This is a genomic window from Corynebacterium sp. (assembly GCF_030532965.1).
Lineage (GTDB): Bacteria > Actinomycetota > Actinomycetes > Mycobacteriales > Mycobacteriaceae > Corynebacterium.
Map to the genome: position 1 here is coordinate 101,018 of NZ_JAUNKC010000008.1, position 7,140 is coordinate 108,157.

The 7,140-nt window shown below is 51.5% G+C and carries 7 protein-coding genes; all 7 read right to left on the bottom strand.

What is annotated here, in order from left to right; all coding sequences use genetic code 11:
• Nucleotides 1-2 precede the first annotated feature (2 nt).
• From steA to Q4D85_RS05915, 7 genes are read right to left on the bottom strand one after another with little or no spacing between them, the layout of a single operon-like run.
• A complete protein-coding gene (steA, locus tag Q4D85_RS05885) occupies nt 3-1,211 on the bottom strand; it encodes a putative cytokinetic ring protein SteA (RefSeq protein ID WP_303198912.1) in 1,209 nt (402 codons plus the stop codon).
• Nucleotides 1,212-1,264: 53 nt separating this feature from the next.
• On the bottom strand, nt 1,265-3,010 hold the full coding sequence (recN, locus tag Q4D85_RS05890; RefSeq protein WP_303198913.1) for a DNA repair protein RecN: 1,746 nt from the start codon (nt 3,008-3,010) through the stop codon (nt 1,265-1,267).
• A gap of 51 nt (nt 3,011-3,061) precedes the next feature.
• Nucleotides 3,062-4,000, bottom strand: coding sequence for an NAD kinase (locus Q4D85_RS05895; protein ID WP_303198898.1), 939 nt, complete (start codon nt 3,998-4,000; stop codon nt 3,062-3,064).
• A complete protein-coding gene (locus Q4D85_RS05900) occupies nt 4,000-4,821 on the bottom strand; it encodes a TlyA family RNA methyltransferase (RefSeq protein WP_303198899.1) in 822 nt (273 codons plus the stop codon). Before Q4D85_RS05900 ends, Q4D85_RS05895 begins: the two co-directional genes overlap by 1 nt.
• A 15-nt stretch (nt 4,822-4,836) precedes the next feature.
• A complete protein-coding gene (locus tag Q4D85_RS05905) occupies nt 4,837-5,004 on the bottom strand; it encodes a hypothetical protein (protein WP_303198900.1) in 168 nt (55 codons plus the stop codon).
• On the bottom strand, nt 5,005-5,994 hold the full coding sequence (locus Q4D85_RS05910) for an HAD-IIA family hydrolase (RefSeq protein ID WP_303198902.1): 990 nt from the start codon (nt 5,992-5,994) through the stop codon (nt 5,005-5,007).
• A gap of 26 nt (nt 5,995-6,020) precedes the next feature.
• Entirely contained in the window at nt 6,021-6,986 is a 966-nt protein-coding gene (locus tag Q4D85_RS05915) for a tetratricopeptide repeat protein (protein WP_303198904.1), read from the bottom strand.
• Nucleotides 6,987-7,140 lie beyond the last annotated feature (154 nt).

The window sequence follows — 7,140 nt, forward strand, 5'->3', positions numbered from 1 at the left end:
ATCTATTCTGCCTTTCCAGAACTAAAAAGCCCTTGGAACCAGACTGCGATGTTATTCCACGTATCAACCAAATTCTCGCTAAATGACCCATCACCAGAGCTGCCAGCAATAGCAACAATCGTGGCGACTGCAACCAAAATCCCTAACAGCGCCCACAGCCAACCGATGTTTCCAGAGCTACGAATCATATACAGATTGGAAATAGCAGAAGCATCAACAAGACGTGGTCCGAGCTTAGTCCTAGACAAAAGCGCCGACGGACTTGCGTTTTCTGCCTGCGCGAATAACTGGTCGAGCGTGATCGGAGCACCGATATTCACGACGATCTGTGCCTCGTGATAATCCGCAAGCAGTAATGCCAGATCTGTTGAGTTCTCAACAGCAGACGGAAACGTCATTGCACCAATACCTAAGTCTTGAATGCGCTCCAAACCAGGAGCATGACCGTCTGGATCTGCGGGTAGGACGACCCTGGCACCACTTCGCAAAGCTTCTGCGCCAATATTCGACGGATCGCCGACAATGAAGTCGGGCTTGTACCCCATTTCCACCAACGTGTCGGCCGCGCTATCAACGCCAATGATTGCAGGCTCAAATTCCCGAATAAAATTGCGCAGCTCTTTTAACTGGTTCTGATAACCTGCGCCGGGACTAACAACCACCACTTTCCGTTCGCGTAATGCCTCCCCTACTTCCGGCACTCCTAAACCGTCGATAAGCAATGGCGCCTCAGAGTGGATGAATTGGATGGTGTTTCCGAAGAAAGCCTCCATGTAGTCGACCAAATGTTGCTGGGCTTCCACAAATGTTGATTCTGCTTCTCCCTGGGAAACTACATGCCCAGTCGCTATCAGCTTCTCACCGTAAAACAATTGGCCATCGTCAGTCAGCCGGGCTTTTTTACCATCTTTAAGCGGTAGCCAAACTTCAGCACCAACCGCTTCAACCAACGTAATTCCTGCTTCTAGCAGCATCTGTGGACCAAAATTAGGCAAGGAACCGGTGCTAAACTTCGCGGCGTTAATCACCGCGGCAGGACGAGCATCGATTAGGCGTTGCGCCATTGCTCGGGAAATATCTGGTGCGTCAATAATGGCAAAATCACCTGGAGCTAAACGTTTAAACCCTTTTCCATTCGCGGAAAGATCACGAGTCGCGCCTTGTACGCCAGGTAGATCAGAAGAACGGGAGAACAGACTCATGGGCACTATTGTTGCGGCTTAGCCACCAAAAATGTGGTAGCCACGCAGAAAACGATCTAAAATCACCCGCGAGTACGGAATTCCGCAACCTCTTGCTGGGCTTTATCTAGCAACTCCCGCGCATGAGCCCGACCGGTATCCGTATCGTCCAGCCCAGCCAACATCCGCGCCAGTTCCTCTACTCGCCGGTTTTCAGTTAGAAGTTCAATGCCAGAACTGACGGATTCTTCGCTGACATCTTTAGAGACATGGAGATGACTATCCGCGTAGGCAGCAACTTGCGGTAAATGGGTCACCACTATCACCTGATTATTTTGAGCAAGCCGCGCTAGCCGACGACCAATTTCAACCGCCGCACGTCCGCCGACGCCAGCGTCAACTTCATCGAACACCAAGGTCGATCCGTGATTACCAGCCGACAAGATCACTTCAAGGGCTAACATGACGCGCGACAGCTCACCACCAGAGGCGGACGTAGCCAATGGTTTAGGATCTGCACTGGCATTCGGAGCCAACAAAAACTCGATGTGATCAGCTCCATCGTCGCCAAAAGCGACGCTGTGAAGCGCAACTGAGAAAACGGCTTTGGGCATGGCTAACCCACGGAGCTCTTCAGTAACTTTCGTTTCTAGAAATTTGGCCGCCTTCTTGCGTGCTTTTGTTAACGTAGCTGCTGCTTTTTTCATATTTTCTTCGGCAGCTGTCACTTCGAGGGTCAATTGGTTCAAGGCTTCAGGTGACGTATCTATCGAATGAAGTTTCGCTTGAGCCTTTTCCGCCCATTCTAAGACTTCATCAATGCTTGGAGCGTATTTGCGGGTTAAATTTTTCAGCTCTTGTTGCCGAAACAGCAGCGATTCCAAGGCTTCCGGATCGGCGGGCAACTCGGATAAGAATCCGCCTAGTTCTGCAGCTATCTGCGACAACTCAGCGGTTATTGCATCGAGACGCAGCTGTAGCTCCTTTAACGCAGGATCAGAACTGTTACGTAAAAAGCTGCTCGCTTGGCCGAGAAGGTCAGATGCGCCTTCAGCTTCTGAACCACCGGAAAATCCGAAATCAGAAAGCCCTCCGGGTCCGTCGATCGCGCCTAATGCATTGACGGCTTGTTCCCTTAATTCGTCGACATCTTGCAGACGCCGAATATCGGAAACCAGCTGCTCGTCTTCACCAGGTTGTGGATTGATATCACTAATTTCGGTGATTGCGAACTGCAACCGATCCACTTCTTGAGCCAATTCGCGCCGGGATTCCAACCGACTTGCCAAGTCACGATCGAGTTTTCGCCAAAGCCGAAATGCCTTTTTGTATTTCTCCAGTATCGGAAGGATTTTTGGGTCGACCCGATCCAGTGCGGCCAACTGACGATCGGGAGAAAGCAATCGCAATTGGTCGTTTTGACCATGAATCGTTAACAGTTCGCTAGTAAAATCGCCAAGAACCGAGGCAGGTACTGCCCGCCCACCGAGATGTGCGCGGGATCGACCTGCGGAACTCACGATTCGTGATGCGATAAATTCACCATTTTCATCTGGTTGCCCGCCTGCTTCGGCGACAATTGCCGCCGCATTCTCCACGGTTGCGTCTTGGGTACCTGAAAGCATAAACCGTCCCTCAACGACAGCATGTTCAGCACCCGTGCGAACCCGGCTCGCGTCGGCCCTGCCTCCAATGAGGAGACGGAGTCCGGTGACAAACATCGTCTTACCGGCACCTGTTTCACCCGTCAGGACAGTGAGGCCACTACTAAGTTCTACACGTTCGCTAGGAATAACACCTAGGTTTTCAATCGCGATATCAGCGAGCATGTCCACATGGTACCGCAGCTTGACACCTACTGCGAACATTTGTACTAAGTCTTAGCGCGTGTTTCGCTTCTTCGCAGGACCACGCCAACCATCAACTGGTAACCGAAGTTTGGAAACCAAGCGATCTGTAAACGGCCGATCGTCTAATCTGACCCATTTGATACTCCGCTTACCGCGTACAACTTCCACCCGAGAACCAGCGGGCATATCAATTCTGCGGAACCCATCCATGACCACGACCGCGGGGAAAGACTCAGACCGTGATTCGATGGCGACAACCGATTGTGGACTAACCACGAGCGGCTTAGTAAATAGCGCATGCGCGTTATTTGGCACTACTAAAATCGCATCTAATTCCGGCCACAAGACGGGGCCACCAGCTGAAAACGCATAGGCTGTTGAACCGGTTGGCGTCGAAACCAGAATTCCATCACAGCCGAATGCATTGACTGGGCGGCCATCGATTTCCAGAATGGCGTCCAAAACGCCACTACGATTTTGGTTTTCTACGCTTATTTCATTAAGTGCCCAGCCAGTGCCGATTAATTCACCTTCCGCATTGTGAACCTCAACATCGATCGTCATTCGTTCTTCTATGCGAAATTCGCCACTAATGACCCGCTTGACGGCTTCGTCTAGGGAGTCCCGCTCCCACTCAGCCAGAAAACCAATATGCCCCAAATTTATACCCAAAACTGGAAGATCGGCATGATGCGCTAAATCGGCGGCACGTAAGAAGGTGCCGTCACCCCCCATGACCAAAACAAAGTCGACCCCATCAACGGCTTCAGGGCAGTGTGTGGTTTTCTCGAAAAGGCTCAGAATCGGATGGGTTGGAATGATTTCGTCTTTTTCATGGACCAAAATGCGAACCGCAATGTTGGCGTCGTAAAGCAATTCTGCCGCAAGCGCCGCAGTAGCCACGTTAGAGCGGCGACCTGAGTGCGGAACCAGCAAAACTTTACGAGGAGTGCTCGAATCTTCGACCATTATTGGGGTCCTTCCGCCACAGCCGCCGCAACCATTTCTTGAACTTGCCCGGGATCTAAAGTGGTAGCGCCGCCGTCCTTGACCAGCCACAGAAAGTACTCCACATTACCGCTAGGTCCAGGTAGCGGCGAAGCAACTACGCCTTTTAAGGATAGCCCGAGATCTTGTGCGAATGCAGCGACTTCGGCGGTTACTTCTGCGCGTAAGGCAGGGCTACGAACCACGCCACCGGTTCCCAGCCGTTCTTTACCTACCTCAAATTGTGGTTTAACCATTGGTAGTAGATCGGCACCGTCTTTTAAGCAATTTGCGATTGCTGGTAGCACTAGCTTCAAAGAAATAAAAGACAAGTCACCAACCATCATGTCACAAAGCCCGCCGCATGTTTCCTCGGTCAGATTCCGGATATTTGTACGATCGACTACGGTCACCTTCGGATCGTTAGCGAGCCGCCAAATTAACTGACCATATCCCACGTCAACTGCCACGACTTCCTGTGCTCCGCGCCGTAGCAAAACGTCAGTGAAACCACCCGTAGAAGCACCAGCGTCAATGACCTTTTTGCCTTCGATGGAAAGCCCCAAAGGCTCAAAATCACTGAGTGCGCCCAATAACTTATGTGCACCCCGTGAAGCCCAGTCTTCACTAACTTCCCCCTCGACCCGAATTGATGCTTCCATCGAAACTTGGGTTGCGGGTTTGGTCGCCAATATTCCCTGAACAAAAACACGATTCTCTTTAATGAGATTCTGCGCGTGCTCTCTCGACCGTACGATTTTACGACGCACCAATTCAGCATCTAAGCGTTTAAGTGTGGCCATTAATCGAATTCCTTCTTATTGCAATGCTTGCTGGAGCACGTCATGGGCTGTCGATAATTGCTGTACTTCTTCCGACAACGAATCGACTGGTTGCTCAAGGATCGCGTGTAGCTTTTCGACGATCTCCGTCGGCGACGGGGACCCCTGGGCCATCGTTAACGGCGTAGGCTTTGAATCAGACATCTACGACCCCCAAAGTTGCAAAGCTTGTTCAGCTTTTTCACCATCGGCGATGATCTTTCCGTCAAACGTAAAACCGTCACGCCACGCCAGCGTTAGCGCACTCCGAAGCGCGGCTTCTGGATTACCGCTACCGTCGGTGATTCGGATATCTTTACCTTCGAGTGTTACTCGATAATCACCTTGGATGCCGGGCGTCAGAAGTTCCGGAGACAAAGACAACTCTGAGAGGTCCTTAGCTACGTACGTAGGACGCTCCGTGACAGGCGCGTACACCAATGACCAGTGCTTCGATACGCCAGTGAGCACATGAAACGTATCCATTCCAGCGGCAACCCCACCTGCGATATCTGTGTTTAGTCGATCCCCTACGGCCAAGGGTTTCTCTGAGGAAAGCCGCTGCGCTGCCGAATGAAACATTGCAGGCTCCGGTTTACCGGCAGATGTTGGATGAACACCAGTCGCAGAGACTACCGCAGCGACCATGGAACCGTTTCCGACCATCAACCCACGTTCCATCGGCAATGTCGTATCCAGGTTTGAAGCAAAATACAGTGCGCCACGCTGAATGCTTAGTGCGGCTTCCGAAAGCTGGGGCCAACCTGTTTCCGGATTATGTCCGTGCAGGACTGCCGCTGGATATTCGTCAGCGGTGTCGACAACGCGAAACCCTGCTTCTGCGGCCAATGCCTTAAATGACTCCGCGCCTAGAACATAAACGGAGGCACCGGGCTCAAGATGCTGAAGCGCCAAGTCGATAGCAGCCTGAGCGGAGGTTAGAACTTGAGAAGCAGTAGCTGCAACACCCATCGAATTCAGCATTTCAGCTACGATTTCTGGCCCCCTGGAGGCATTATTGGTTATATACATCACCGGGACCGGCGAGGAATTCAACAGAGATTCCGCGTGCGGTAATAGTCTGCCACCTTCCCAAACCGTACCGTCCAAATCGAAGAGCAAACTGTCATAGCGATCAAGCACTGTTGAATTCATAACCAACATCCTACAAGAACAAACCACTAAGAAAGCTCAGCAATTCGTTCCCGGGCATCGAGATATTCATCAGGGTCTTGGGAAGCTGCGTGTTCAAACCATGTGCGTGCTTCCGCTACCCGACCTGCTGCGAGCAATGCATCTGCGTACGCGTAGGACAACCGAGCCCACGAATGCTCGATCTTTGACGGATCAGGATGAAGGTCTTCCAAAGTCATCACTGCAGAATCTACCTGGCCTAAGTCCTGCCGAGCTCCGGACACAACGATGCCCAATTCAATGCGATCTGCAACCGAGAGGGAGGTCAAATCCTCTGTCTTTGCAAGTTCAATGGCTTTTTCTGGTCGGCCTAATCCCCGTTCACAGTCTGCCATGACAGCGACCAAACCTGGTCCGCCACTCATTCGCCTAGCAGCACGTAGTTCAGACAACGCTTCCTTCCACTCACCGGCATGGTAGGCTGCGATACCACAAGTTTCTCGCACGACAGAAACTCGGCCAGCACGGTCCTTTGCAGTACGAGCATGTCGTAGTGCTAATTGCGGATCATCTTCCATGAGTAAAGCAGCCATGAGCATGTGCTTTGCTACAGCGGTGCTATTCTCCTTGGAAAGCACTTTCAAGTCTTGTAAGACTAACGGGTCCAAATCGCGGATATCAAGGTCTGACGGCAAATCTGGTTCGTTGACTCGCTTATTAATACGTTCTTCTCGGTAGCCAGGGCGTTGCGCATGGATCACAGATTTATTCTGCTTTGAACCTCCGCGATTAGAATGCCGACGGTCGTCCTGACCGTGGCGACGGGGCCGAGGCTTTTCGCTTCGATGCCGGGAATCCCCTCCGAAGCTTTCCTCCCGTCGGTCGCGATCATTACTAAATGAACGCTGTTGGTTTCGCTTCTTAAAATCACCGGATCGAGAAGACCCTCCATGGCGATCTGAACCATGATTGTTTCGTGAGTGGGAAGTCCGACTCTTGTTGTGATCTACCATGATCTCCTGTTTCCTACAAAAAGAAAAAGCGTGATGTATTGGTATCCTGCTTCATAAGGGTTATCAATACATCACGCTTTCTCGTTCACTGTTAAGTTTTTGGTCGGCGGTGTCTTACTCTCCCACAAACTTCCGTTTGCAGTACCATCAGCGC

Coding starts and splice junctions, on each gene's coding strand:
- recN (WP_303198913.1), bottom strand. CDS start 3,010: ATGCTCGCTGATATCGCGATTGAAAACCTAGGTGTTATTCCTAGCGAA.
- Q4D85_RS05895 (WP_303198898.1), bottom strand. CDS start 4,000: ATGGTCGAAGATTCGAGCACTCCTCGTAAAGTTTTGCTGGTTCCGCAC.
- Q4D85_RS05900 (WP_303198899.1), bottom strand. CDS start 4,821: ATGGCCACACTTAAACGCTTAGATGCTGAATTGGTGCGTCGTAAAATC.
- Q4D85_RS05905 (WP_303198900.1), bottom strand. CDS start 5,004: ATGTCTGATTCAAAGCCTACGCCGTTAACGATGGCCCAGGGGTCCCCG.
- Q4D85_RS05910 (WP_303198902.1), bottom strand. CDS start 5,994: ATGAATTCAACAGTGCTTGATCGCTATGACAGTTTGCTCTTCGATTTG.
- Q4D85_RS05915 (WP_303198904.1), bottom strand. CDS start 6,986: ATGGTAGATCACAACAAGAGTCGGACTTCCCACTCACGAAACAATCAT.